The 24,615-nt window shown below is 45.7% G+C and carries 29 protein-coding genes; 20 read left to right on the forward strand and 9 right to left on the reverse strand.

Annotated features, from left to right (window positions below; all coding sequences use genetic code 11):
• Positions 1–32: 32 nt before the first annotated feature.
• Positions 33–695 (forward strand): TrkA family potassium uptake protein, encoded by a 663-nt coding sequence (locus MHH76_RS08210; RefSeq protein WP_020451237.1) that lies wholly within the window; start codon positions 33–35, stop codon positions 693–695.
• A gap of 127 nt (positions 696–822) precedes the next feature.
• The gene (gene ade / locus MHH76_RS08215) at positions 823–2,544 is read left to right on the forward strand and encodes an adenine deaminase (protein ID WP_020451238.1); all 1,722 of its coding nucleotides are present in this window, start codon (positions 823–825) and stop codon (positions 2,542–2,544) included.
• Between the two features lie 46 nt (positions 2,545–2,590).
• On the opposite strand, the gene rnjA is transcribed toward ade, so the two are convergent.
• Entirely contained in the window at positions 2,591–4,258 is a 1,668-nt protein-coding gene (rnjA, locus tag MHH76_RS08220) for a ribonuclease J1 (protein WP_020451239.1), read from the reverse strand.
• 4 nt (positions 4,259–4,262) lie between these two features.
• Entirely contained in the window at positions 4,263–4,472 is a 210-nt protein-coding gene (locus MHH76_RS08225) for a DNA-dependent RNA polymerase subunit epsilon (protein ID WP_020451240.1), read from the reverse strand.
• A 397-nt stretch (positions 4,473–4,869) separates the two neighbouring features.
• Here MHH76_RS08225 and MHH76_RS08230 point away from each other — a divergent pair, with 397 nt between their 5' ends.
• The gene (locus MHH76_RS08230; protein ID WP_020451241.1) at positions 4,870–5,646 is read left to right on the forward strand and encodes a Cof-type HAD-IIB family hydrolase; all 777 of its coding nucleotides are present in this window, start codon (positions 4,870–4,872) and stop codon (positions 5,644–5,646) included.
• A gap of 37 nt (positions 5,647–5,683) precedes the next feature.
• Here MHH76_RS08230 and def read toward each other — a convergent pair whose 3' ends face one another.
• Both def and MHH76_RS08240 read right to left on the reverse strand, forming a co-directional pair.
• Positions 5,684–6,238 (reverse strand): peptide deformylase, encoded by a 555-nt coding sequence (gene def / locus MHH76_RS08235; protein WP_025811364.1) that lies wholly within the window; start codon positions 6,236–6,238, stop codon positions 5,684–5,686.
• A 120-nt stretch (positions 6,239–6,358) separates the two neighbouring features.
• Positions 6,359–6,490 (reverse strand): YjcZ family sporulation protein, encoded by a 132-nt coding sequence (locus MHH76_RS08240; RefSeq protein ID WP_003181399.1) that lies wholly within the window; start codon positions 6,488–6,490, stop codon positions 6,359–6,361.
• A 257-nt stretch (positions 6,491–6,747) separates the two neighbouring features.
• Between MHH76_RS08240 and MHH76_RS08245 the strand changes: the two genes are divergently transcribed.
• The 5 genes from MHH76_RS08245 to lpdA all read left to right on the forward strand — a co-directional run bounded on the left by MHH76_RS08245 (position 6,748) and on the right by lpdA (position 12,779).
• The gene (locus tag MHH76_RS08245; RefSeq protein WP_020451243.1) at positions 6,748–7,416 is read left to right on the forward strand and encodes a YkyA family protein; all 669 of its coding nucleotides are present in this window, start codon (positions 6,748–6,750) and stop codon (positions 7,414–7,416) included.
• A 397-nt stretch (positions 7,417–7,813) separates the two neighbouring features.
• Positions 7,814–8,929, forward strand: coding sequence for a pyruvate dehydrogenase (acetyl-transferring) E1 component subunit alpha (gene pdhA, locus MHH76_RS08250; RefSeq protein ID WP_020451244.1), 1,116 nt, complete (start codon positions 7,814–7,816; stop codon positions 8,927–8,929).
• Positions 8,930–8,932: 3 nt separating this feature from the next.
• Positions 8,933–9,910, forward strand: coding sequence for a pyruvate dehydrogenase complex E1 component subunit beta (gene pdhB / locus MHH76_RS08255; protein ID WP_020451245.1), 978 nt, complete (start codon positions 8,933–8,935; stop codon positions 9,908–9,910).
• A 159-nt stretch (positions 9,911–10,069) separates the two neighbouring features.
• Complete coding sequence (locus MHH76_RS08260; RefSeq protein WP_020451246.1) at positions 10,070–11,362, forward strand: dihydrolipoamide acetyltransferase family protein; 1,293 nt, start codon at positions 10,070–10,072, stop codon at positions 11,360–11,362.
• Between the two features lie 4 nt (positions 11,363–11,366).
• The gene (lpdA, locus tag MHH76_RS08265; RefSeq protein ID WP_020451247.1) at positions 11,367–12,779 is read left to right on the forward strand and encodes a dihydrolipoyl dehydrogenase; all 1,413 of its coding nucleotides are present in this window, start codon (positions 11,367–11,369) and stop codon (positions 12,777–12,779) included.
• Positions 12,780–12,869: 90 nt separating this feature from the next.
• Here the strand turns inward: lpdA and MHH76_RS08270 are convergent, their stop codons facing one another.
• Positions 12,870–13,250 (reverse strand): hypothetical protein, encoded by a 381-nt coding sequence (locus MHH76_RS08270; protein WP_020451248.1) that lies wholly within the window; start codon positions 13,248–13,250, stop codon positions 12,870–12,872.
• Positions 13,251–13,627: 377 nt separating this feature from the next.
• Here MHH76_RS08270 and MHH76_RS08275 point away from each other — a divergent pair, with 377 nt between their 5' ends.
• Positions 13,628–13,747 carry a GapA-binding peptide SR1P gene (locus MHH76_RS08275; protein ID WP_020451249.1) on the forward strand — a complete coding sequence of 40 codons (120 nt, stop codon included), beginning with the start codon at positions 13,628–13,630 and terminating at the stop codon, positions 13,745–13,747.
• Between the two features lie 46 nt (positions 13,748–13,793).
• Here the strand turns inward: MHH76_RS08275 and MHH76_RS08280 are convergent, their stop codons facing one another.
• Positions 13,794–15,266: an aminotransferase class I/II-fold pyridoxal phosphate-dependent enzyme gene (locus tag MHH76_RS08280; protein WP_026579773.1), complete on the reverse strand. Its 1,473-nt coding sequence runs from the start codon at positions 15,264–15,266 to the stop codon at positions 13,794–13,796.
• On the opposite strand from MHH76_RS08280, the gene MHH76_RS08285 reads away from it, so the two are divergent.
• Positions 15,255–15,509: a hypothetical protein gene (locus tag MHH76_RS08285; protein WP_023857271.1), complete on the forward strand. Its 255-nt coding sequence runs from the start codon at positions 15,255–15,257 to the stop codon at positions 15,507–15,509. The two genes, MHH76_RS08280 and MHH76_RS08285, sit on opposite strands and share 12 nt — an antisense overlap.
• A gap of 5 nt (positions 15,510–15,514) precedes the next feature.
• Positions 15,515–15,790 (forward strand): UPF0223 family protein, encoded by a 276-nt coding sequence (locus MHH76_RS08290; RefSeq protein ID WP_020451251.1) that lies wholly within the window; start codon positions 15,515–15,517, stop codon positions 15,788–15,790.
• 52 nt (positions 15,791–15,842) lie between these two features.
• Here the strand turns inward: MHH76_RS08290 and MHH76_RS08295 are convergent, their stop codons facing one another.
• Positions 15,843–16,478 carry a DUF1054 domain-containing protein gene (locus tag MHH76_RS08295; protein WP_020451252.1) on the reverse strand — a complete coding sequence of 212 codons (636 nt, stop codon included), beginning with the start codon at positions 16,476–16,478 and terminating at the stop codon, positions 15,843–15,845.
• A gap of 243 nt (positions 16,479–16,721) precedes the next feature.
• Here MHH76_RS08295 and MHH76_RS08300 point away from each other — a divergent pair, with 243 nt between their 5' ends.
• From MHH76_RS08300 to MHH76_RS08330, 7 genes are all read left to right on the forward strand, one after another.
• The gene (locus MHH76_RS08300; protein WP_020451253.1) at positions 16,722–16,910 is read left to right on the forward strand and encodes a hypothetical protein; all 189 of its coding nucleotides are present in this window, start codon (positions 16,722–16,724) and stop codon (positions 16,908–16,910) included.
• Between the two features lie 141 nt (positions 16,911–17,051).
• Positions 17,052–17,846 (forward strand): inositol monophosphatase family protein, encoded by a 795-nt coding sequence (locus MHH76_RS08305; RefSeq protein ID WP_020451254.1) that lies wholly within the window; start codon positions 17,052–17,054, stop codon positions 17,844–17,846.
• Positions 17,839–18,294, forward strand: a complete 456-nt coding sequence (locus MHH76_RS08310) for a GNAT family N-acetyltransferase (protein ID WP_020451255.1) — start codon at positions 17,839–17,841, stop codon at positions 18,292–18,294. The genes MHH76_RS08305 and MHH76_RS08310 overlap by 8 nt, the downstream gene beginning before the upstream one ends.
• 122 nt (positions 18,295–18,416) lie before the next feature.
• Positions 18,417–20,339 carry a hypothetical protein gene (locus MHH76_RS08315; protein ID WP_020451256.1) on the forward strand — a complete coding sequence of 641 codons (1,923 nt, stop codon included), beginning with the start codon at positions 18,417–18,419 and terminating at the stop codon, positions 20,337–20,339.
• A complete protein-coding gene (locus tag MHH76_RS08320) occupies positions 20,329–20,601 on the forward strand; it encodes a hypothetical protein (RefSeq protein ID WP_020451257.1) in 273 nt (90 codons plus the stop codon). The genes MHH76_RS08315 and MHH76_RS08320 overlap by 11 nt, the downstream gene beginning before the upstream one ends.
• The gene (locus MHH76_RS08325) at positions 20,602–21,117 is read left to right on the forward strand and encodes a sigma-70 family RNA polymerase sigma factor (protein WP_020451258.1); all 516 of its coding nucleotides are present in this window, start codon (positions 20,602–20,604) and stop codon (positions 21,115–21,117) included.
• 4 nt (positions 21,118–21,121) lie between these two features.
• Positions 21,122–21,418, forward strand: coding sequence for a zf-HC2 domain-containing protein (locus tag MHH76_RS08330; protein ID WP_020451259.1), 297 nt, complete (start codon positions 21,122–21,124; stop codon positions 21,416–21,418).
• Positions 21,419–21,495: 77 nt separating this feature from the next.
• Here the strand turns inward: MHH76_RS08330 and MHH76_RS08335 are convergent, their stop codons facing one another.
• The gene (locus MHH76_RS08335) at positions 21,496–21,684 is read right to left on the reverse strand and encodes a YlaF family protein (RefSeq protein ID WP_020451261.1); all 189 of its coding nucleotides are present in this window, start codon (positions 21,682–21,684) and stop codon (positions 21,496–21,498) included.
• A 160-nt stretch (positions 21,685–21,844) separates the two neighbouring features.
• Between MHH76_RS08335 and typA the strand changes: the two genes are divergently transcribed.
• Both typA and MHH76_RS08345 read left to right on the forward strand, forming a co-directional pair.
• On the forward strand, positions 21,845–23,683 hold the full coding sequence (typA, locus tag MHH76_RS08340) for a translational GTPase TypA (protein WP_020451262.1): 1,839 nt from the start codon (positions 21,845–21,847) through the stop codon (positions 23,681–23,683).
• A 57-nt stretch (positions 23,684–23,740) separates the two neighbouring features.
• Positions 23,741–24,061 (forward strand): YlaH-like family protein, encoded by a 321-nt coding sequence (locus MHH76_RS08345; protein ID WP_003181448.1) that lies wholly within the window; start codon positions 23,741–23,743, stop codon positions 24,059–24,061.
• Between the two features lie 21 nt (positions 24,062–24,082).
• Here the strand turns inward: MHH76_RS08345 and MHH76_RS08350 are convergent, their stop codons facing one another.
• On the reverse strand, positions 24,083–24,589 hold the full coding sequence (locus MHH76_RS08350) for a MarR family transcriptional regulator (RefSeq protein ID WP_020451263.1): 507 nt from the start codon (positions 24,587–24,589) through the stop codon (positions 24,083–24,085).
• Between the last annotated feature and the right edge of the window lie 26 nt (positions 24,590–24,615).

Genomic DNA, 24,615 nt, shown 5'->3' on the forward strand with positions numbered 1-24,615 from the left:
TTTGTTCAGATTGACCCATGGAGGAATTACCGATGAAAAAAGAATTTGCAGTAATTGGACTCGGCCGGTTCGGCGGCAGCATTTGTAAAGCATTGAGTGAAGAAGGGCTTGAGGTAATGGCGATCGACAGAGATGAAGATCGCGTAAACGAATACGCCAAAATTGCCTCACATGCTGTGATAGGAGACACTACAGACGAATCAGTGCTGAAAAACCTTGGACTGCGCAATTTTGACCACGTCATTGTAGCGATCGGGGAGAACATTCAAGCGAGCATTTTGACAACGCTGATTTTGAAAGAGCTTGGTGTGAAAATGATTACCGTCAAAGCTCAAAACGATTATCACGAAAAAGTATTATCCAAAATCGGAGCGGACCGGATCGTTCATCCGGAGCGTGAAATGGGAAAAAGAATCGCCCACAACATCGTCTCCAACAATGTGCTTGATTATCTTGAACTTTCTGATGAACACAGCCTTGTCGAAATCGCAGCGAACGGCAAACTGGCCGGAAATACGCTGCTTGATCTTGATATCCGGGCCAGATACGGAATTAATATTGTCGCGATCAAGCGGGGGAAAGAAGTCATCGTATCTCCGCTTGCCACCGAAGAGATTCAAAAAGACGATATTTTAATCGTCATCGGCTCAAATCCTGACATTGAGAGATTTGAAAAAAAAGTTTTTCAACATTAAAATGCCATCGATCAGCCGCGGGAACCCCACTGCCCGCGGTTTTTTTGATCTTTTCATTGACTGTTTCAAACGATTCGGCTACGATATTGAACCATATCCATATAAAAATGAGAGGGGACATATATCTTTGGACAATGAGATGTTCATTCACCGGCTTGGCGCCGCCAGTCATCGCAAAAAAGCGGATACTGTAATTAAAAACGGAAAGATCATGGATGTTTTTAATCAGGAATGGTTGAAGACAGACATAGCTATCACAGACGGGGCCATCGTCGGTTTGGGCGATTATGAGGGGGAGAATACCATTGACGCAGAAGGACAAATGATCGTTCCAGGCTTTATCGACGGTCATGTCCACATTGAGTCTTCAATGGTGACGCCGCCCGAATTTGCCAAAGCGGTGATTCCCCACGGTGTAACAACCGTTGTCACCGATCCCCATGAAATCGCGAATGTCTCAGGAGTGAGGGGTCTTGAGTTCATGTTGGAGCAGGCTAAGATGACAAGGCTGAACATTCGTTTTATGCTCCCTTCTTGTGTGCCTGCGGCACCATTTGAAAAATCGGGTGCGGTTTTGAACGCTGCGGATTTACATCCTTTTTACAGCCGCGAAGAGGTGCTCGGGCTTGCGGAAGTGATGGACTATGTGGCCGTTGAAGCGGGAGAGCCGGATATGGTGCAAAAACTCATGGATGCCCATAAAGCGGACAAGCGGATCGACGGACATCTGGCCGGCTTGTCAGCTGGGTTCGTCAATGTCTACAGAGCGGCGGGCGTGCTGACAGACCATGAGGTCACGACACCTGAAGAGGCGCTTGAACGGGTCAGAAGAGGAATGTACGTCATGCTGAGAGAAGGCTCTGCGGCAAAGAATACACGTCATGTTTTGCCTGCGGTTAATGAGAAAAATGCGAGACGCTTCTTTTTCTGTACGGATGATAAGCATTTGGATGAACTGGTCGATGAAGGAAGCATTAACCATCAGGTCAAGCTTGCCATTCAAGAGGGACTTGACCCGTTTCTCGCATATCAAATGGGCAGCCTCAATGCAGCGGAATGCTTCGGGTTAAAGACGAAGGGAGCGGTTGCCCCGGGTTATGACGCAGACCTCCTTTTCATCAGCGATTTTGAGAACGTCAGCATTTCAAAGACGATGATCAACGGCGTGATCTGGAGCGGGGCAGAACAAAGCGAATGGACGGACGGCAAAGCGGCACCTGCTCTGCTCAAATCTGTCCATCTCCCTGATTTACATGAGGATGATCTGGAAATTCCGATCGTTCAAGGGAGTGAAATCAGGGTCATTGACATTATCCCCAATCAGCTTGAAACAAAGCTGTCCCTGACCAAGCCGAAAAGCGGCGCTTTTTTTCAGCCGGATCTGGAAAGCGATCTGTTGAAAATTGCAGTGATTGAGCGCCATCGCGGCGTTAAAGGAATCGGACTCGGCGTTGTCAGGGGCTTCGGTTTAAAAGAAGGCGCCATCGCGACAACGATTTCTCATGATTCCCACAATTTAATCGCTGTCGGTACAAATGATCAAGACATCTTAAAAGCGGTTGAACGTCTCGGAGAAATCGGGGGAGGCCTCACCATTGCAAAAGGAGGGAAGGAGCTTCAATCCGTCGCTCTGCCGATTGCCGGCCTCTTGTCGGACAAACCGCTTGAGACGGTAAACGAAAGCTTAAAATCTCTTCATGTAGCATTAACGGAGACAGGATTTTCAGGAGCGTTTAATCCTTTTCTGACGCTTTCTTTTTTAGCGCTTCCTGTTATCCCCGACATTAAAATGACGACAGAAGGCTTGTTTGATGTTAAAGCGTTTAGGCATATCCCGATTCAACCATAAAAAAACGGATGCACACCGGTGCATCCGTTTTTTGTTCAAGCCGCGATTAGACTTCCATAATAATCGGAAGGATCATCGGGCGGCGTTTTGTTTTTTCGTAGAGGAACGGAGCGAGCGTGTCTGTGATCTCGTTCTTAATTTCAGACCACTGCGTCGTTTTGCGTTCCATCACTTTTTTAAGGTGTCCTGCAATCAGGTCCTGGGCATCGTTGATTAAATCACCGGATTCTCTCATGTAGACAAATCCTCTGGAAATTAAGTCAGGTCCTGCGGACACTTTGAACTCTTTCATGTTGATGCTGACAACGACAATGACAAGCCCTTCTTCAGAAAGAATCCGGCGGTCGCGAAGCACGATGTTCCCGATGTCGCCGATGCCGCTTCCGTCAATATAGACATTGCCTGACGGGATTTTACCTGCGACTGAGGCTTCTTCGCTTGTCAAAGCAAGCACTTCGCCGTTGTCCATAATAAAGCAGTTTTCCTCAGGAATTCCGCAGTCTGTCGCAAGTTTGACGTGCATTTTCTGCATTCTGTATTCACCGTGAATCGGCATGAAAAACTTTGGCTTGATGAGGCGGAGCATCAGCTTTTGCTCTTCCTGTCCGCCATGTCCTGATGTATGAATGTTAGTCACAGCTCCGTGGATGACATCGGCGCCCGCCCGGTAAAGCTGGTTAATTGTGCGACTAACGCTGATTGTATTGCCCGGGATCGGAGATGATGAAAATACGACCGTATCCCCGGGAATGATGGAAATTTGCCGGTGTGTGCCGTTAGCAATTCGGGATAGCGCAGCCATCGGTTCACCTTGGCTTCCGGTACAAAGAATCGTCACTTTGCCGGCAGGAAGCCTGTTGATTTCATTCGCTTCAACAAACGTATTTTTCGGACACTTAATATACCCGAGCGTTTGGCCGATTTCAATCGCCGACTCCATGCTTCGTCCAAATACGGCAACCTTCCGTCCGTTTGCAACAGCTGCTTCGATCACCTGCTGCAGGCGGTGGATGTTTGACGCGAAGGTTGCGAAGATGATCCGCCCTTCAACTTTTCGGAAAATATCATCAATGCTTTCTCCGACTTTGCGCTCTGACATCGTGAAATCAGGGATTTCACTGTTGGTGCTGTCAGAAAGCAGGCAAAGCACGCCTTCTTTTCCGATTTCGGCCATCTTGGTCAAGTTGGCAGGTTCGCCTACCGGTGTAAAATCGAATTTAAAGTCACCGGTATGTACGATGTTTCCTTGCGGTGTTTTTACGACAATCCCGTATGAGTCCGGAATGCTGTGGGTCGTCCTGAAAAAAGAAACCGACGTTTTTCTGAATTTGACGATATCGTCTTCTTCAATGATATGAAGCTTTGTTTGACGCAGCAGACCGTGCTCTTCAAGCTTCTTTCTGAGAAGGCCGATGGCGAGCTGTCCGCCGTAAACGGGAATGTTCACCTGTTTGAGCAGGTACGGAATTCCGCCGATATGGTCTTCGTGGCCGTGCGTAATAAAAAGACCTTTGATTTTTTCTTCGTTTTTGACTAAATAAGTGTAGTCGGGGATGACATAGTCGATTCCGAGGAGCTCGTCTTCCGGAAACTTAATCCCCGCATCGATGAGCACGATCTCGTCCTGAAACTGGACCCCGTACGTGTTTTTGCCGATTTCCCCAAGTCCTCCAAGGGCAAATACAGCCGTTTGATCATTTTTTACAAATTTCATTCATTCATAACTCCAATACTTTAAAATTTTCGCTTTGCTTTTCATATTCTAAAAAAGCGTCTTCAACTTGCTGTATAAACTCAATATTGTAGTTGTATTGTTTTAATTTAGATCTGACTTCACGTTCAGATTGAGCTTCCACAAAAATTGAATCTGTTTTTTCACGAACAGGTACTTCGTCATTGCTTGCTTGATAAAATACCTTATAGATCATCCAAATCTCTCCTTAACTGCCGATTGTTAGACTCATCTTTCTATTATATTCGAAATTGCCTCATAAGAAAAGCGCTTGAGAAAAAAAGGACTCTTCCACATGAGTGAAGGTCCTTTTAGGCAATCGACTTTCTGCGCATCATGCCATTCAGCTGTTTTTTTAATTTTTTCCGCAGTCGGCGTAGCATACGGATTCCTCCTTTCTCTGACTTGTCCGGTCACTACCGTATCTCTTTAGTTCTATTATATGATGAATCCGTCTATTGTTACATGGATATTATTGGCATGTTGATTTTGTTTTGATTTTGGAGTGAAAAGGTTTTCTCGCGTACGCAGTTTTTGTATGATGTACAGGAGAACCATCAATCATACTAGCTAAGGGAGAAGGATTCACTGCCATGGATAAAAAGCTGATTTTCTTTGATATCGACGGAACGATTTATGATCATGATAAACGGATTCCCGACACCGCGAAACAGGCTGTCTCCGATTTAAAAGCGCAAGGCCATCATGTTTTCATCGCATCAGGCCGGGCGCCGTTTATGGTCAGGCCTGTGCTTGAAGAATTGGGCATCGATTCTTTTGTCTCTTATAACGGACAATATGTCGTTTTTGAAGGAGAGGTCATTTATAAAAACCCCATTGCCGAACAGTCACTGGAAGCGCTGCTTGCGCATTCGGACAGCTGCGGCCATCCCCTCGTCTTCATGGGAGAAGAGGGGATGCGCACTACATCTGCCGGCCATCCGTTCGTCCACGAAGGAATCGGCAGCTTAAAAGTCAATCCGCCGGAAGAGGACCGCGCCTATTTTAAAGGTAGGGACATTTTTCAGGTCCTCTTGTTCTGTACGCAAGACGAGGAAGAGCGGTACAGCCGGTTTCAGGAGTTTGATCTCGTCCGCTGGCACGAGCGCTCCACAGATGTGCTGCCTTCTGGCGGTTCGAAAGCGGAAGGAATCAAAAAAGTCATTGAAAAGCTTCCGTTCGACAGAGAGGATACTTACGCGTTTGGAGACGGTCTGAACGACCTGCAGATGATCGAGTTTGCGGGAACCGGAGTGGCGATGGGCAACGCTGTGCCCGAGCTGAAAAAAATAGCCGACTTTGTCACAAAGCCCGTCGATGAAGACGGCATTCAATACGCGGTAGAAGCCCTCGGGCTTTTGAAACCATAAAAAAACGGATCATGTCTGATCCGTTTTTTTATGTGCATTATCTGCCGACAGGCGTTGCGTTTTCGGGTTGTTTCAGAGGGTTTTCTTTGTCGATATGGTCGTAAAACATAATGCCGTTTAAATGATCGATTTCATGCTGGAATACGATTGCCGGAAATCCTTTTAAGCGGATGTCGACGTTTTCGCCATCAAGTGTCGTTCCTTTGACCCGGATCCGTTCATAGCGCGGAACATATCCGGGAATCGGTTCGTCGACAGACAGGCAGCCCTCGCCGCTTGTCAAATAGCATTTTTGAACAGAGTGGCTGACGATCTTCGGATTGAAAAGCGCATAGCTGTAAAGTGTCCCGTCTTCATTTTCGGCATGAACTGCGATCATTCGTTTATTGATATTAATTTGCGGAGCGGCTAGGCCGACACCAGGACGAAGGTTGTACTTTTGAGCGATTTCAGGGTCCTGGCTGTTTTTGACAAACTCGATCATGTTGCTCAGCTGTTTGATTTCTTCTTCGCTAGCTGGCAATTGAACTTCTTCGGCGACGGTTCTTAAAGCGGGGTGCCCGTCGCGGACAATGTTTTCCATTGTGATCAACATCTTCACTCCCAACGATTCATTATGTAAAGTATAGCGGATCTTGCTCTTTTCGCGCAATCTCTGTGCATGATAAAATGACCAGCCGAAGGAGGCTGGTCATGACGGATTCATCAGGGGCTAGCAGCCTAAATAAGCGGCCCCTACAATAATCAGCAAAATAAAGAGAACGACGATCAAAGCGAATGTGCGGCCGTAGCCGTATCCATAACCGCCGCCGTACCCGTATCCAGGGCAGCAATAACCGTACATATGAAGACCTCCTCCGTTATTTTACGCCAGCCTTTTCTTTTTGGTAGGCATGGCGTCTAATATAAATTATGTAAAAGTCCAACGGTTGTATAGTCGAATGCCCAACTTCAAGGAATTTTCCCTAAATGTTTTGGTCTAAAAGCGAAGGCGGCGGCATACCGATCTGATATCGGCTTGTCCATACGCTTTAGACTTCTGTTGTCAAACAAACGAATTCATTTTATAGTGGAATTTGTCGAGATTGGGGGAAGTTCGAAGTGAAATTTTCAAACATGCGGGTGCCAGCAGGCATCGTTGTTCTTTTCACGGCAGCATTTGTACTATCAGGCTGTCTCTGGAAAGATCCTGTCGAGTCTTTTCACGGCTCGCTGGAGAAGATCGTGGAATTGGAAGAGCCTTTTAAACAAGAGCAGGGTTCCCTTAAAAGTCTGGAAAAGGCCGAATCTAAGCTTTACGAGGAAATGATCAGGCTCAATATGGATGATTTTGACCGAATCGCTGCGCTCTCCGACAAAGCGCTCAAGAAAGCCGGAAACCGCGAGAAGCACTTGAATTCTGAGAAAGAAAGCATAGACGAAGCAAAGCAGGAGTTTGAAGCGAATAAAGCGTCGGCGGAAAAAATCGAAGATCAGAAGGTCAGGAAAAAAGCTGAGAACGCTGCTTCTTTTATGGAAAAGCGCTACAAAGCCTACGACTCGCTTTATGACGCCTATCAGAACGCAATCGGCCTTGACAAAGAGCTGTACAAGCTGCTCAAAAACAAAGGTCTTAAACTGGATGACCTTGAGGCACAGCTGAAAAAAATCAATCAATCGTATGACAAAGTGCTGAAAGAAAGCAAACATTTCAATGAGTATACAAAGGATTACAACAAAGCCAGAAAGGATTTTTACAAGGCTGCGGGATTTGAGATGAAAGAGGGCTGAATATTCAGCCCTCTTTTTTCGACAAAATCTGTATTGCTATTGTAATACAGAATGCTGTCTATACTAGAACAGTTTGAAACAGTCTGAACAGCGCTGAAACAGAAATTCAGTAAAGCGAATACATTTATTGAATTTCAGGAATGAAATCGATTGACGAGCATGATCGACTGGTGTAAACTTAGCCTTGGTGGAACTTGTTGTATTAGTTTGTCATAAACTATAAATGATACAGTTTTAGAACGCGTTGTGCTGTCCTTACATAAAAGTTTCGACAACCATCAAAGCGGCTAATAAGAAATAAATATGAGTTGCGCCCGTCAATTTAGGACACCCTAATTCTGTATGTATAAGGGATACACGTCTATGACTGTCAAAAGAAAGGAAGAGGTGACTTTATATGGCTGCAAAAACGAAAAAAGCAATCGTTGATAGCAAAAAGCAATTCGATGCCATTAAAAAGCAGTTCGAAACGTTTCAAATTTTGAATGAAGAAGGCGAAGTCGTTAATGAAGCGGCAATGCCTGATCTATCTGATGATCAATTAAAAGAATTAATGCGCCGCATGGTGTATACACGCATTTTGGATCAGCGTTCTATTTCTTTGAACAGACAAGGCCGCCTTGGCTTCTACGCGCCGACTGCCGGTCAGGAAGCGTCTCAAATTGCTACGCATTTCGCGCTTGAAAAAGAAGACTTTGTTCTTCCGGGCTACCGTGATGTTCCGCAGCTGATCTGGCACGGACTTCCGCTTTATCAAGCATTCTTGTTCTCTCGTGGACATTTCCGCGGCAACCAAATGCCGGATGATGTCAATGCGCTGTCGCCGCAAATTATTATCGGTGCGCAATACATCCAGACGGCTGGTGTTGCACTCGGCTTGAAAAAACGCGGCAAACAGGCTGTGGCGATCACTTATACTGGAGACGGCGGTGCTTCCCAAGGTGACTTCTACGAAGGCATCAACTTTGCCGGTGCGTATAAAGCTCCAGCTATTTTCGTTGTTCAAAACAACCGCTATGCGATTTCTACACCTGTTGAGAAGCAATCAGCAGCTCAAACAATCGCACAAAAAGCTGCGGCTGCAGGTATCGTCGGCGTTCAAGTAGACGGCATGGATGCCCTTGCTGTATACGCTGCGACACGCGAAGCACGCGAGCGCGCTGTAAACGGCGAAGGCCCTACCCTGATCGAAACGCTTTGCTTCCGTTACGGTCCTCATACTATGGCCGGTGACGACCCGACGAAATACCGTACGAAAGAAATCGAGAATGAGTGGGAGCAGAAAGATCCGCTTGTCCGTTTCCGCAAATTCTTGGAAAACAAAGGCCTTTGGTCTGAAGAAGAAGAAAGCAAGGTAATTGAAGAAGCGAAAGAAGAAATCAAGCAGGCGATCAAAAAAGCTGACGAAGAGCCGAAGCAAAAAGTGACCGACCTGATCGACATCATGTATGAAGAGCTTCCTTACAACCTTGCAGAACAAAAGGAAATTTATAAAGAGAAGGAGTCGAAGTAAGCCATGGCGCAAATGACAATGATTCAAGCAATCACTGATGCGTTACGCACAGAACTGAAAAATGACGAAAATGTCTTAGTTTTCGGAGAAGACGTCGGTGTTAACGGCGGCGTGTTCCGTGCGACTGAAGGATTGCAAAAAGAGTTTGGTGAGGATCGCGTATTTGACACTCCTCTTGCTGAATCTGGTATCGGCGGCCTTGCACTCGGCTTAGGCTTACAAGGCTTCCGTCCTGTAATGGAAATTCAATTTTTCGGCTTTGTGTACGAAGTGATGGACTCAGTTTCCGGACAAATGGCACGGATGCGCTACCGTTCCGGCGGCCGCTGGACTTCACCAGTGACAATCCGCTCTCCGTTCGGCGGCGGTGTTCATACGCCTGAACTTCACGCGGACAGCTTGGAAGGACTCGTTGCACAGCAGCCTGGACTTAAAGTCGTCATTCCTTCAACTCCGTACGATGCTAAAGGACTTTTAATCTCCGCGATCCGCGATAACGATCCGGTTGTCTTCCTTGAGCATATGAAACTTTATCGTTCATTCCGTCAGGAAGTTCCTGAAGAGGAATACACAATTGAAATCGGCAAAGCCGATGTGAAACGCGAAGGAACAGACCTTTCCATCATCACATACGGAGCGATGGTTCACGAGTCATTAAAAGCTGCGGAAGAGCTTGAAAAAGAAGGCGTATCTGCTGAGGTTGTCGACCTTCGCACAGTCAGCCCGCTTGACATCGACACGATCATCGCATCTGTGGAAAAAACAGGCCGCGCGATCGTCGTTCAAGAGGCGCAAAAACAGGCTGGAGTGGCTGCAAACGTTGTTGCCGAAATCAACGACCGCGCGATTTTGAGCCTCGAAGCTCCGGTGCTTCGCGTCACTGCTCCTGATACGGTATTCGCATTCTCTCAAGCTGAAAGCGTATGGCTTCCAAACCATAAAGACGTGCTTGAAACTGCGAAAAAAGTATTGGAATTCTAATAAGATCTGAACAATAAGGGAAAAGCTGATACCAGCCTTTTTCCCTTCATGCATTTCCACAGTCAGTCGGAGAAACTGTAGCCGTCTACTGACAGTCAGCCTAAATAAGCAGGCTGACCATTATATCAACTACGTAATAATCTTAGGAGGTCGAAAACTGTGGCATTTGAATTTAAACTTCCGGATATCGGGGAAGGAATCCACGAAGGCGAAATCGTAAAATGGTTCGTCAAGCCAAACGACGAGGTAAACGAAGATGACGTTTTGGCAGAGGTCCAAAACGATAAAGCAGTTGTAGAAATTCCTTCACCTGTTAAAGGAAAAGTATTAGAATTAAAAGTTGAAGAGGGAACAGTCGCAACCGTTGGGCAGACAATCATCACATTTGATGCACCAGGTTACGAAGATCTTCAATTCAAAGGCGACGAATCAGGCGAAGCGAAAGCGGAAGAAGCTGACAAACAAGAAACTGATGCACCAGCAGAAGCAGCGGAAGCAAACGAGCAAGCGGATGCAGATCCGAATAAGCGCGTCATTGCAATGCCATCTGTACGCAAGTATGCCCGTGAAAAAGGCGTTGATATCGTGAATGTTTCAGGTTCGGGCAAAAATGGCCGCGTTCTGAAAGAAGATATCGACAGCTTCTTAAACGCAGGAACTGCCGGAAACGCTCAGGCTGCTCAAGCTGAAGAAAAAGCAGAGCCTGCTGCACAAAAACCTGCAGCGGCGGTTCAAGTGCCTGAAGGCGAATTCCCTGAAACACGCGAGAAAATGAGCGGAATCCGCAAAGCCATCGCAAAAGCTATGGTCAACTCAAAACATACCGCTCCACACGTTACACTAATGGACGAAGTCGATGTGACAAATCTTGTCGCTCACCGCAAGCAGTTTAAACAAGTTGCGGCTGATCAAGGAATTAAGCTGACTTACCTGCCTTACGTGGTAAAAGCTTTAACATCAGCTCTGAAAAAATATCCAGTCCTGAATACATCAATTGACGACAATACAGATGAAGTGATTCAGAAGCACTACTACAACATCGGTATTGCGGCAGACACTGACAAAGGCCTGCTTGTGCCGGTCGTTAAAAATGCGGACCGCAAAGCTGTTTTTGAGATTTCAAATGAAATCAACGAACTTGCGACAAAAGCACGCGACGGCAAACTTGCTCCTGCTGAAATGAAAGGCGCTTCTTGCACAATTACGAATATCGGCTCTGCCGGCGGGCAATGGTTCACACCGGTTATCAACCATCCGGAAGTTGCGATCCTTGGAATCGGCCGCATTGCTGAGAAAGCTGTCGTTCGTGACGGCGAAATCGTCGCTGCACCTGTTCTGGCTCTTTCTCTAAGCTTCGACCACCGTATGATCGACGGCGCAACTGCACAAAACGCATTAAATCACATCAAGCGTTTGCTGAACGATCCACAATTAATTTTAATGGAGGCGTAATGTAATGGTAGTAGGAGATTTCCCTATTGAAACAGATACTCTTGTCATTGGTGCGGGACCTGGCGGCTATGTAGCTGCCATCCGCGCTGCTCAGCTTGGACAAAAAGTAACAATCGTTGAAAAAGGCAATCTTGGAGGCGTATGTCTGAATGTCGGATGTATCCCTTCAAAAGCGCTGATCAATGCAGGCCACCGCTATGAGAATGCAAAGCATTCTGAAGAGATGGGGATCACTGCTGAAAACGTAAAAGTTGACTTTACAAAAGTTCAAGAATGGAAAGCCTCTGTCGTTAATAAGCTTACTGGCGGTGTTGAAGGCCTTCTGAAAGGCAACAAAGTCGACATCGTAAAAGGCGAAGCGTACTTTGTAGACAGCAATTCTGTACGCGTGATGGATGAGAATTCAGCTCAGACATACACGTTCAAAAATGCGATCATTGCAACGGGTTCTCGCCCTATCGAATTGCCAAACTTCAAATATAGCGACCGCGTACTGAATTCAACAGGCGCGCTTGCACTGAAAGAAATTCCTAAGAAGCTCGTTGTCATCGGCGGCGGCTACATCGGAACTGAGCTCGGTACTGCATATGCAAACTTCGGCACTGAAGTTGTCATTCTTGAAGGCGGAGAAGAAATCCTTCCAGGCTTTGAGAAGCAAATGAGCTCTCTTGTTAAACGCAACCTGAAGAAAAAAGGCAACGTTGAAATCCATACAAAAGCTATGGCTAAAGGCGTAGAAGAAAAAGCTGACGGCGTAACCGTTACGTTCGAAGTGAAAGGCGAAGAGCAAACAATCGATGCGGACTACGTACTTGTCACTGTCGGCCGCGTTGCAAACACGGACGAGCTTGGACTTGAACAAGTAGGCGTTGAAATGACGGACCGCGGCATCATCAAAACGGACAAACAATGCCGTACAAACATTCCGAACATCTATGCGATCGGTGACATCATCGAAGGTCCTCCGCTTGCACATAAAGCTTCTTATGAAGGTAAAATCGCTGCTGAAGCGATTGCCGGAGAAGCAGCGGAAATCGACTATCTCGGAATTCCTGCGGTCGTCTTCTCTGAGCCTGAACTTGCATCTGTGGGTTACACTGAAGCACAGGCTAAAGAAGAAGGTCTTGCAGTGACTGCAGCCAAATTCCCGTTTGCTGCAAACGGACGTGCGCTGTCATTAAACGAAACTGACGGTTTCCTTAAACTTGTAACACGCAAAGAAGACGGTTTAGTCATCGGTGCACAAATTGCCGGAGCAAGTGCTTCTGACATGATTTCTGAGCTGAGCTTGGCAATCGAAGCAGGCATGACTGCTGAAGATATCGCCATGACAATCCATGCTCACCCTACATTGGGAGAAATTACAATGGAAGCTGCAGAAGTTGCCATTGGCATGCCGATTCACGTTGTAAAATAATTAAATGAAAAACCCCCAGCAGGGGGTTTTTTTATGTATTTTAGCAATTGCTCAAGATAGAAAATCCCCTTGCACATACACAGGGGATTTTTAATGCTTCAATTCTTTTTGAAGAAGCTTTACAATTTTATCTTTATCTTTTATTTTTCCTTCAATTTTAACCAGTACTTTTTTATCATGAACAAGCAGCAAGCTTGGAAAGATTTTAACCTCTTTTTTCCACTGGCCTTTTTCATGTGAAATTTCCATATTTGAAACCTGTTCGGGAAATTCTTTTTTTAAATCCAAAAGCGCATCATAGTAAGCCACTTCCTGCCCCATATGCTCGTCATCGGAAAAAAAGATGAGCTTGAGGTGGCGTTGGTTGGCGCTTTGCTGCTGCTCATGGTCAGGCATGATGTGAGATAAAGAACATCCACTCGTCAAAAAAAGGAAACAAATTGCGGCGGTGAATATCGCTCGAAACCACATGACGTCTCCTCACCTCTCTATATAATGCAAGCCGATTTTCCTGTTCGATTAGTAAACAATTCCTATTTTATCATGATAACTGAAATAATCTTTCGTTGTTACCCATTTGTTACACAATTGATAACTGCTGTTTTATTTATGAGACGTTGCAGATTGAACGGATTTGATGGGTACATAGTCGGAATCAGCAGGGAAGCGTTCTGCATAAGCTTTAAGCAGGAATACATATATAACATGAATGGCCTTTTTTTCGAAAAAAGAGCAAAAATGATTTAAATGTGTTATACAATTAACCGTTGACAATATTAATGTGACATAATATTATAAAGGTAACAAATTTAAACGCTTCCATTTTGAAAAGAAAAGGGGAATGAAAGATGGGCACGATCGTTTGTCAAGACTGCAATGAAACCATTCAGCATTTTGAAGATGAGAAAGTGACGATTCTTTACGGAACGTGCGGACAGTGCAACTGCCATCTTAGAGAGGAAGAATAGAAAAAAGCATGCGGCCATTTACAGTGCCGCATGCTTTTCTGTTTTTTTACAGGATTGCTTGCTGTTCTTTAATGACGCGGATCATATGGAGGGTGTCATCTTCCGGTCCCTGAACAGGCAGCCCTGCTTCGAGGTTCTTTTCGATGTAGTTGATATTATCCTCGGTAATGATCTCGCCTGGAATGAAGATCGGTATCCCTGGCGGATAAACCATCACAAATTCGGCAATGATTCTGCCGGCGGCTTTTTTAAACGGAATGATTTCCGTATTTGCATAAAAAGCGTCACGCGGTGTCATTGCAAGCGCTGGAATGTTTGGCAGAAGCACTTCAGGCTTGCGTCTGTTTTCCGCAGCAGAGGCGGCCTGCTGAGCGATGTCGGCTAAGCCTTTGATCAGCGCATCCGCATCCTCTTTCCGGTCTCCCGGTGTAAAAATGCACAGGATGTTGTATAAGTCAGAAAGCTCCACTTCGATTTGACATGACTCGCGCAGCCATTTTTCCACATCATGCCCGGTCAGCCCGAGGTCTTTCACAGATATGATCAATTTGGTCGGATCATAGTTAAAAGCCGCTTTGGAGCCGAGGATTTCCCTCCCGACGCATGAAATACCGTTGATTTCATTGATGCGATCCCTTGTTTCATCAGCGAGCTTAATCGTTTGTTCGATCAGTTCGTGTCCCTCTGTGGCTAAGCGTTTTCTTGCGACATCAAGTGAAGCGAGCAATAAATAGGAGGTCGATGTCGTCGTCAGCATGCTTAAAATCGATTGAACTCTTTCTTTTGAAACAAGACCTTCTTTCATATTGAGAATCGAGCTCTGTGTAAGGGATCCTCCGAGCTTATGAACGCTCGTCGCCGCCATATCCGCTCCGGCCTGCATGGCAGAAAGAGGCAGATTTTCGTGGAAATGGATGTGAACGCCGTGTGCTTCGTCAACAAGCACAGGGATATGAAATGAATGAGCCAGCTCCACAATGCTTCTTAAGTCTGCAGCTATGCCGAAATAAGTCGGGTTGATGACTAGAAGCCCCTTTGCGTCAGGATGCTCAAGCAGCGCTTTTTTCGCTGATTCAGGGGTGATTCCGTGTGAAATTCCCAACTCATCGTCAATTTCCGGATGGATGAAGATCGGTACTGCGCCTGAGAAGACGATCGCTGACATGACCGATTTATGAACATTTCTTGGCACGATGATTTTGTCTCCGGGTCCGCATACGGCCATGACCATCGTCATGATAGCGCCGCTCGTTCCCTGAACGGAAAAAAACGTGTAGTCGGCTCCGAATGCTTCAGCCGCCAGATCCTGCGCCTGTTTGATGATTCCTTTCGGTGCGTGCAGATCGTCGAGAGGCTCGATATTGATTAAATCTATGCTTAATGCGTTTTCTCCGATAAACGCCCTGAATTCAGGGTCCATCCCGGAGCCTTTTTTGTGCCCGGGTATATGGAACTGGATCGGGTTTTTGCCGGCGTGTTTTTTTAATCCGGTATATAGGGGTGTTTCGTGCTGCAACAATTGTTTTCCCACCTTCATGATAAACCTGCTATTTCCTTAAAGACTATTCTTTATCAAAAATCGTTGAGTTATTTTGCGTTTTTGCTTGATGGCATAAAACAAATGAATTATATTATGTTCTTGAAAGAATGTAAAGAACATTTTATCATCTTTAAGGCTTCTCTGTCCCTTTGGATAGTCGCAAAAAAGAAAACCAATACTAAAGCCAAACAAGCCGTCAGGCCAAACTGCACAAGGAGATGAACCAAATGGAAGAAGGATACCAATATCCGATGAATGAAGACTGGAGCACAGAGGAAGCGATAGACGTCATATCGTTTTTTCAGACGGTTGAGCTCGCTTATGAAAAAGGCGTAGAGCGCGATGTACTAATGAGTGCTTACCGCCGCTTTAAAGAAATCGTTCCGGGAAAAGCGGAGGAAAAAAAGCTCTGCAGTCAGTTTGAAGAAGCGAGCGATTACTCTCCGTATCAGGCAGTTAAAAAAGCAAAGGAACAAACGGAAAATACGAAAATTAAAATGTAATGAGAAAATCCAAAACAAAAAGGGATGGGCACAACAGGCCATCCCTTTTTGTTTAAACCGATACTTTCTGCGTCAGGCGGTAAAGGAAGGCGAGCTTTTCAAAAGCCGCTTCGATTTCAGATAGAAACGCCTCTTCGCTCATTTGCAGGACTTCGTCTTTTGCAAGCTGAATACCGCAAAGCGCTTCTGCTTTCTTCACGTTGACGAGCCGTTCAAACAGGTTCTCCAGCTCTTTATCGTCCATCTCAGACTGTCTTATGACGTCCGGTTTCGTATGATCGGCCGACCAGACAAAACGGCTTGGAATGTTGCTTTCAATGTCCGGCAGATGCTTTTTAAACAGCTGGCCGTATTCCTGCTTGAGAGGAGACTCATAGATCAATGCAAACCATACGAACACGTGGGTTTCCCATAAACCAATTTGGAAATGAGGCAGCTTTTTATAGCCGCGCTTATTGTTTGCAAAAGCAACCCAGCTGTCGTCCGGCGGATTGACCGAGCGGCGCGCGTGCTTTGCGACGTGGACAAACATTTCATCTCCTGTCAATCCGGACAGTACAGGCGCAAAATGACCGCCGAGCCCTTCAAGTTTCGGGCGCACGGTTTCTTTCAGAACGCTCATCCGCGCATCTAAACCTTCTATTGTAAATGTACGAAAATCCTCTTCAGTAAAACGCAGACTGCTCATTGTGTTCCTCCTTGTCCAATCAGTAAAGATATTGTATCACAGTCGGCTTTTCAAACAAAAAATTACGTTTCGATTCGCGGATTTTGGGGAATCGTTAGGTAAACACACAATTTTTAGAATAACGTTGCGAATGTTTGAGCACTTCATACGATATGAATAAGAAATTAATATAAATCACGCTTAGGACTAAAACCAGAAGGATTCTCTTTGACATCAATTTTCTCTGGAGGGGGCGTAGGGCACATGAAACCAATTGTGAAACAAGGATTGAAAGAGGAAAAAGACAATCGGGCCGCTGTTTGGAGGCTTGAGGTCGATTATGAACTTGCAACGCTTTTTGAAGCCATGGAAAAAAAGGATGAAACCCAAATCGAGTTGAGCAAGCGCAAACTGGAACGACTCAGAAAAGAATGGATTAGATTATATGGTTGAAACCATAATAAAAACGAACCGTTTGAGAGGTTCGTTTTTATCTGGGCCGCCTGATCATTTGTCATTTTTCTTGATTTTTCCCGGCTAATATCAGTATGCTATGAATAAATCAACAGGTATACATAGAAAAGAGGTAGTGTGATGACAAACTGGAAGGAAATCGACCGCCTGGCGAAAAGCTGGGTCAAAGAAGCTGGTCAGAGAATTCAGCAGTCAATGAAAGAAAAGATGACAATCGAAACGAAATCGAATCCAAATGACCTTGTCACAAACATTGACAAGGAAACAGAGCGTTTTTTCATTGAAAAAATCCAATCGGTTTTTCCGGATCATCATATTCTTGGCGAAGAAGGCCAGGGGGACAAGCTTACATCTTTGGATGGCATCGTTTGGATCATCGATCCGATCGATGGCACGATGAACTTTATTCATCAAAAACGCAATTTTGCGATTTCAATCGGCATTTTTGAAAACGGAAAAGGCAAAATCGGTTTGATTTATGATGTGACTCACGACGAGCTTTATCATGCTTTTCAAGGCGAAGGTGCTTACATGAATGATACAAAGCTCGGCAAGATGAAGGAAGTGCCGCTTGAAGAATCGATTCTGGCCATCAATGCGACATGGATCACCGAGAACAGACGGATCGATCCAAGCGTATTATCTCCGCTTGTCAAGCGCGTCAGAGGGACCCGGTCATACGGTTCAGCGGCTTTGGAACTTGCTTATGTTGCAGCCGGCAGAATGGATGTGTATGTGACGATGAGACTTGCCCCTTGGGATTACGCCGCCGGCTGCATCCTGCTTGATGAAGTCGGCGGAACATATACGACAATTGACGGGAAGCCGCTCAATTTTCTTGAAAACCACAGCATCGTAGCCGGCAATCCGGCAGCTCACCGGGCGATTTTCAACGAATATTTGCCGCATGAATAGCAGGTCTTTCTCTTCTTCCGATTTCGCCTTTTTTGAGGAGCTGGCCGAAGCAAGCCCCGGGTGGGCGAAGGAAGAGCTTGACGGAAACAGCCTGGAACGCTATATGAGTGCTTATGCGATGTATAACGGTGAATGGCTCGTGTGGGAAGACAGGGGCCTGCCGGCGGCTCTGAGCTTTCATCTCGAATGGGCGCCTTCTAACGGCAAGCCTTGGCTCGGAACGCTTCTTGTCCATCCCGATTTCCGCCAAAAAGGCCGGGCAAAAGAAGTGATTGAAACGATCGGCAAACGTTTGAAAGAAAAGGGACATAAAGCGTTGTTTGCGGCGGTGCCATATGAAAAGGACGCGTGGCTGAACATGCTCGCCCGTTCGGGATTTGAACAGCTGAAAACGGAAAAAGATAAAGAGGGAAAACGATATTTGATTATGGTGTTGCCCCTTGCTTGATGCTTCAATGAGACTTGTTTGACAACAGGTCTCATTTTTTTATGATTTTTTGAAACATAATGCTACTTCGTTTGTCTATGATGATGAGGCCTTAATTTGATGTAAAGGAATTGTGGTGGAAATTGATTGAACTATTTAGTGATTATGTGCTCCATTTTGAACGTTATTTTATTTTAAGCAGGCAGAGCATGCTTGTCATTCAGTGGTGTTTGACAGGCCTTGCCCTTCTGTATGTCGTGTCATTTCATCCGAAAGTGAGCAGGCGACGCCTCTTTTTTTACGCAGGCATCGCGCTCAGGCTGATTTTGGTAGGCGCCCTTTCGTTTGAATTGGCTCACCAAATGAAAGCCGCTGAGTTTTCAAACCTGTACATAGAAGAACAAGATGCGCTCCTGCCTTTTATGCAGTTTTTGCTGTTCGGCTATATTTTGCTTGTCTCATTTCATTATATGATGACACTCGCAGAAAAAGGGGGCAAGGGGCTGTTTTTTGCATTTGACATTGCGGTGATGACGATGCCGTTTTTCCAATCGCTGTTCGGCTCTGCTGTCTATTTAAAGGAAAACGGGGCTGATCTCGAACAATTGCTGCTTGTATTGGTGCTGCTCATCGGGGTTCCGGGGCTGATGATCTGCTTGTTTTTTCAACTTTATTGGAAAAGAAACCGTTACGTTCTCCTTTCGATTTTTTACATTGTGACGATCGGCGGTTTCTTCATCAAAAAGCTCGGCTACGAATTTTTTCCGCTGAACGTATTTCTGACCATGCTCGGTTTTCTTATGACATATCACTTGCTGAATGGCTCGAGAAAGCCTTTTTTGATGGTGAAGCGTGTTTTAGCCGCGGGCACCGCCGTATTTTTCACACTACTTCTTAACCCTTTTTACAATTTGGCAGATGCCGCTTTTACAATCTCACACCCTGAGGTTTCAGACGTGGTTGATGCCAATTTTCAACCTGTTTCGGTTAAAGAAGCGAAGCAGACTGTCAGCTCGTTTTTTCCGACGGACAGCTTGATCTATTTGTCAGCTACCAACCAGGATTTTCACAACGTTTATCATTTTAAAACGAAGGATTACGAGGCGTACGTTGACGGCTGGACGGGGGTGATCACCAATTATTACAATCAAAAAGAGCCTAGCGGGAATATCCTGTCCGATCAGGCGTATATCAAGCGGTCGAAGCAATTTCTGCGGGAACACGGCCGCGAACTTGACAAACAAATCAAGGCAAAAGTAAGCCGTGATGACGACGAAGTTTCTGTCGAATTTTACCGAGAGGGACAGGACCCTGAGTTAGGAACAATGAGATTTACATGGCGGAAGGAGACTCTGATGACATTCCATGAGAACGTGTCTGTTTACAACTTAGAAAAAGTGAAACAAGCCCGCTTTTCTGGTCAGGATATCGAGAGGGATGTTGAAACGGTCTACCGAAAATTGGATATGCCAGTTCAACCTTATCAGCTAGCAGACTTCAATTTATCATTATTATTCAACCTCAACTCGGCATCCATCAACGTGAAGACAAGCGACGGAACGGAGATGGCGTTCCATCCTGTAACAGGTGCATTAACGGCTATTACGTTCAAATCTGAAAGCGCCTTGCCTTATCGCGGACAAGAGCTCGAAAAACGCTTGCTTTCATTATTTGATCAAGACCTTTCTCAGCTGAAAAGGGTGGAGTTAGAAAAGGATCTGATAGAATTTCAGAAAAAAGAAAGCGATGCTGTATTAAATACGAGCTGGACCATGACGAAACATGAAGAGGGAGCTTATCTGACGGTGAGAAAGGAAATTCGCAAAGCGGATGAAAAGCCCCCCTACACATATGCAGACGGGGAAAAGGCTTTTCGGAAAGTGTCTGAACACTATCAAAAAGGGTTGGTTTATTATAAACGGACGAAGCTTGTGATTGTTTCAGACGGGGATCAAAAGAGCCGGTATGCGTGGCTTGTCATCATCCAGCCGTTCGGCTCAAACGAACATGATGCATACTTGGTTGATGCCGTAACAAATGAGGTGAAACAATTTGATGACAAGTGAAGAAAAAAAAGCGGTGTTTCTTGATTTGTATGAGCTCTATCAAGAAGGTGAACTTGAAGAGGAAACCGTGATCTGGATGAAAGAGCATGAGCAGCTTTTTCAAGGCCAGGCTGAAGAGGCAGCAGTCGAGAATAGAACGCTTCCCGGCATACAAAAGGCAGATGATCGTCAGCAGCTCCGTCATATCATGGTTTTTGTTTACTCGTTGTATGGTGCTTTCCTGCTCCTTTCGATTTGGATGACGGTGTGGTTTTTTTTCTAAATGGCTTCCAATAAAAAACAGACGATTGAAGAACTGTACAGGGAATATTATCATGACATTATGTACTATTTGTACAGGCGAACCCATCAGCTTGAGACGGCGAAAGACCTGGCACAGGATACGTTTCTGAAAGCTTTTGCGGGCCTGGAGTCTTTCAGAGGCCATTCCTCGATCAAAACATGGCTGTATACGATCGCGCATCATACGTTTATCAACTGGTACAGAAAAGATAAAAAAATCCGGTTTTCCGATGTGACGGCCTGCGGCGACATGGAACAGCACACGTTTGAAATGCCTGAGCGCCATTTGGCAAACGCCATAAGGCAGGAGGAGCTGAAACATCACATTGACCGGCTGAAAGAACATTACCAGACCGTACTTATTTTAAGAGAGTTTCAGGAGCTTTCCTATGAGGAAATAGCGGAAGTGCTCGATTGGAAACTGTCAAAGGTAAAAACCAATCTTCACCGGGCCCGCCTTGAGCTGAAAAAAAGCTTGGAAGGCAGGGAGGTTTAACAATATGAAATGTCATCTTGTGAGAGATTTACTGCCTCTATACATAGAAGGCGATTGCAGCCGCAAAACGGAACATTTGGTTATGGCGCACATCAAAACGTGTGCAGATTGCCGGGAAATGTATGACATGATGAGGGAACCTGTCAATTTTCATGATGACGACAGATTGCCAACGGAAGCAGGAGAAGCGGAAGAACAAAAATTCAGGAAAGCATACTATCAAAGGCTGATTCTCAAAGGGGCAGCGCTTTTTGGCGGAGGCTACTTGCTGATGCTTTTGATTTATTTATTCTTTTTATAAGAACTGGCGGGCAACCTGCCGCCAGTTTTTTTGGAATTTAATAATCAAAAGCCCCTTCAGCCGGAAGGGGCTCTTTTTTATTCAAGCAGGCCTTTTTCGCGCATTCTTTTTTTGAGAGTAAAACCGCTCCCCATAATGACGATCAGAATTGCGACGGCAATTGCGACGCCGGCAGCGCTTTTTTCGGCGACTGCAACGCCGATCATCATGATGCTGATCACTGCAGCAAGTGCGAATAATAAGAATATCCATTTGATTTGTTTCACTGTTTTCCCATCCCCTTAGTATGAAGTCTACTCTTAGTTTACAGAAAATCGCGCTGAATAGAAAGAGTCAACCGAAGCTGGATATTTGAAAGAAATTGAAATAACTTCGTTCGTCAGTTATAATATGAAAGATTATCTAAATTTTTTAGGAGATGAAAATGTGAAACTTCGAGAAGATCTTCGCAATATCGCTATTATCGCCCACGTTGACCATGGAAAAACGACGCTTGTGGATCAGCTCCTCCATCAGGCTGGCACATTCCGTGCAAATGAAAACGTGGCGGAGCGCGCCATGGATTCCAATGACTTGGAAAGAGAGCGCGGCATTACGATTTTAGCGAAAAATACAGCGATTAACTATAAAGATACACGCATTAATATTTTGGATACTCCGGGACACGCAGATTTCGGCGGGGAAGTTGAGCGGATCATGAAAATGGTCGACGGCGTTCTGCTTGTTGTTGACGCTTATGAAGGCTGCATGCCGCAAACCCGCTTTGTGTTGAAAAAAGCACTTGAGCAAAACTTGACGCCAATCGTTGTTGTCAATAAGATCGACCGCGATTTTGCCCGGCCTGAAGAGGTCGTTGACGAAGTGCTCGATTTGTTTATCGAGCTTGATGCCAATGAAGAACAGCTTGAATTCCCGGTTGTTTACGCTTCTGCGATCAACGGCACCGCTTCAGCTGATCCGAAGCAGCAGGATGAAAATATGGAAGCTTTATTCGAAGCGATTGTCAACCATATTCCTTGTCCTGTCGATAACCATGAGGAGCCTTTGCAGTTCCAGGTCGCTCTGCTTGACTACAATGATTATGTCGGCCGTATCGGAATCGGACGCGTGTTCAGAGGAACGATGAAGGTCGGACAGCAAGTTGCTTTAATGAAGCTTGACGGTTCTATCAAGCCGTTCCGCGTAACGAAAATCTTCGGTTTCCAGGGCTTGAAAAGAGTCGAAATTGAAGAAGCGAAAGCCGGCGACCTTGTCGCGGTATCAGGAATGGAAGACATCAATGTCGGAGAGACCGTCTGCCCGATTGAGCATCAAGAGGCGCTTCCGGTTCTGCGCATTGACGAGCCGACGCTTCAAATGACGTTCGCGGTTAACAACAGTCCTTTTGCCGGTCGCGAAGGAAAATATGTCACGGCCAGGAAGATTGAAGAGCGCCTTGAACAGCAGCTTCAGACAGATGTCAGCCTTCGAGTCGATCCGACGCCATCTCCTGACGCCTGGGTCGTATCCGGTCGCGGTGAGCTGCATTTGTCGATTTTAATCGAAAACATGCGCCGTGAAGGCTTTGAACTGCAAGTATCGAAGCCGGAAGTCATCATTAAAGAAATCGACGGCGTTCGCTGTGAGCCTGTTGAACGCGTGCAAATCGATGTGCCTGAAGAGCATACCGGATCTGTAATGGAATCAATGGGCGCGCGCAAAGGTGAAATGATCGACATGATCAATAACGGAAACGGGCAGGTTCGCCTGATTTTCAACGTTCCTTCACGCGGATTAATCGGCTACTCAACCGAATTCCTTTCCCTTACACGCGGTTTCGGGATTTTAAACCATACGTTTGACAGCTATCAGCCTGTTGAGCCTGGGCAAGTCGGCGGACGCCGCCAAGGTGTGCTTGTTTCAATGGATACCGGGAAAGCTTCAGCTTACGGCATTCAAGGCGTTGAAGAACGCGGCGTGATTTTTGTCGAGCCGGGCACAGAAGTATATGAAGGCATGATCGTCGGCGAGCACAACCGTGAAAACGACCTTGTCGTCAACATCAATAAAATGAAGCAGCAGACAAACGTGCGCTCAGCGACGAAAGATCAGACGGTCAGCATGAAAAAACCGCGTATTATGTCGCTTGAAGAATCGCTTGAATACTTGAACGAGGATGAGTACTGCGAAGTCACGCCTGAATCCATCAGATTGAGAAAGAAAATTCTCGACAAAAACGAACGCGAAAAAGCAGCGAAAAAGAAAAAGCTGGCAGGATTGTCGTAACATTTGCAGAACCTAAAAAAAGAGCAACCCAACTAAGCAAAGGGGAGGGGAATCTTTTTGACTGATGTAAGTGAACGGCTGTCGTTTTTTGCCGCTCTTTATAAAGTGGACCAGAATCCTGAGGCGGGAATGTGGTGGCTTTATGCCACCATCTTCGTCCTGTCTGCGGTCGTCTTTAAACTGGGGTTCGCCAAACGGCTGCCGCTGTTGAAAACGGCGATCATTTACTTTTTTCTGGCGCTAGGCTGTACGTTTTTAACTTTTTTCGGCGTTTTTCTGCCGGTTGGAGAAGGGCTGATCGTAGCCGTTTTAATCCTTTCGATTTACAAAATCCGTCTGCACCGTTCGAAAAAAGAGCAGACGGGGGCGAATACGTAGAAAAGACATAGCCAAAGAAGGCTATGTCTTTTCTGTATCCGCCAGAAAATCCGCTGTTAATAAGTCCCGAAACAAAGCCCTGGCAAAAAGAATCTCATCTGCTGAATACCGGCTTAAAAATCGTTTAAACCTTTGTTCGATTTTTTCGTGCTCACGCTGGTGAAGGTGATGAATACTTCTCCCTTTATGGCTTAAGCGGAAGTAGATTTCTTTTTTATTGTCGCTGAGCTGTGTCTTGCTGACGAGGCCTTTTTCGGTCAGCTTTGCGGTGATCCTTGAGACCGTCGCTTTTGAAAATCCCATTTTCTCGGAAATCGAGGTGACGTTGATCGGTTCGTGGTCGCCAATGCAGCTGATCGTATGGATGTCAGACATGTTGAGTTTCAGTTCAGCTCCGAATTCGCGTTCCATCTTTTTCATTTCAGCGGAGATGCGCTCTTTCATGACGGTTTCTTGCTGCTCTTGCTGATGAATGAGCCTGATGTACAAATCGAATATTTCTTGTTTTGCGTGTGTTAAATGCTCCATGCAGAAAATCGGCTCCTTTAATCGAT

Origin of the sequence: Bacillus sp. FSL L8-0193, from assembly GCF_037976065.1 — a bacterium.
GTDB lineage: Bacteria > Bacillota > Bacilli > Bacillales > Bacillaceae > Bacillus > Bacillus paralicheniformis.